Source organism: Streptomyces rhizosphaerihabitans, from assembly GCF_025399795.1.
In the GTDB taxonomy this organism is placed as follows: Bacteria; Actinomycetota; Actinomycetes; order Streptomycetales; family Streptomycetaceae; genus Streptomyces; species Streptomyces rhizosphaerihabitans.
In genome coordinates this window covers 1-476 of the sequence record NZ_JAODTZ010000185.1, presented here as the reverse complement: position 1 = coordinate 476, position 476 = coordinate 1, and the positions used below count along the sequence as shown (strand labels likewise).

Genomic DNA, 476 nt, shown 5'->3' with positions numbered 1-476 from the left:
CGACCGTGTCGCAGGACGCGGCCGGCCGCTGGTTCGTCTCCCTGTTGTGCGACGACCCGACCGTGAAGCCGCTCCCCGCCAACGGAAACGCGGTCGGTATCGACGTCGGCCTGACCCACCTGCTCACCCTGTCCACCGGCGAGAAGATCGCCAACCCGAGGCACGAGCGCCGCGACCGTGCCCGGCTCGCGCTCGCCCAACGCCGCCTCGCGAAGAAGGCGAAGGGCGACGGCGCCAACCGGGCCAAGGCCCGGCGCAAGGTCGCCCGGATCCACGCGCGGATCACCGACCGCCGCCGCGATCACCTGCACCAGCTGACCACCCGACTCGTGCGCGAGAACCAAACGCTCGTGATCGAGGACCTGAGTGTCCGCAACCTGGTCAGGAACCGGAATCTGGCCCGCGCCATCTCGGACGCGGCATGGTCGCAGTTCCGGAGCATGCTCGAGTACAAAGCAGCCTGGTACGGACGGGAA

The 476-nt window shown here is 69.5% G+C and carries 1 protein-coding gene; it reads left to right on the top strand.

Annotated features, from left to right (window positions below; all coding sequences use genetic code 11):
* The coding region (locus N4G66_RS45325) for an RNA-guided endonuclease TnpB family protein (RefSeq protein ID WP_261710170.1) at window positions 1-476 on the top strand (476 nt) is incomplete at both ends.